The following is a 612-nucleotide window of genomic DNA, read 5'->3' as shown; positions in this document are numbered from 1 at the left end:
TGCGCTCGCTCCAAGGCCTGGATCGAGGGCTTCTCGTCCACGCATAGCACAATGGCCTTCGCGGGCGGGGCGACGTAGAGGCCAACAACATCGGCGGCTTTGGCCGTAAAGTTCGGGTCGTTGCTCTCGCACCAGGACTTGCGAGCCGCAAGGTCAATCTTGTGGCTGCGCAGGAACCGCCAGACATATTGGACGTCAACATCGCCCAGCGCCTCGGCCAGCAGAGGGCCGGTCCAGCGCGCAAATCCTTGCGGGGGCGGCTTATCCAGCAGCTTCAGAATCCGCTTGTCGGTGGCCTTCGTATAGATCGGCTGCTTGCCGGGCCGTGGCTTGTCTTGCAGCCCTTCAAGGCCATGATCGGCATAGCGGTGCCGCCAAAGGCTGACAATCCGCGGCTGAACGCCGACTTCTTTGGCAATCGAGCGGGTGCTGCGCCCGTCCGCCGCCAACAGAACTATCCGCGCCCGCTTCAAATCGCGCTGCAACGTCACCGGCGAGCGACAACACGCCTCAAGCACCTTGCGATCTTTCCGCGAAAGGTGGACTTCTCTTGCTTCGGGGATCATCCATATCTTGAATCACGACTCACGATCCAAGAAAAGTGGGTACTAG

Annotated in this window: 1 pseudogene; it reads right to left on the bottom strand. The window is 60.9% G+C overall.

Annotated elements, in window-relative coordinates:
• Positions 1 to 566, bottom strand: a pseudogene (locus ACZYOF_RS44255) (IS630-like element ISRj1 family transposase); the annotation flags it as partial.
• Positions 567 to 612 lie beyond the last annotated feature (46 nt).

This window comes from Bradyrhizobium sp. LeoA1Lang (assembly GCF_055413685.1).
Note: the sequence above shows the minus strand (reverse complement) of the source record. Positions and strands in the feature narration are given on the sequence as shown.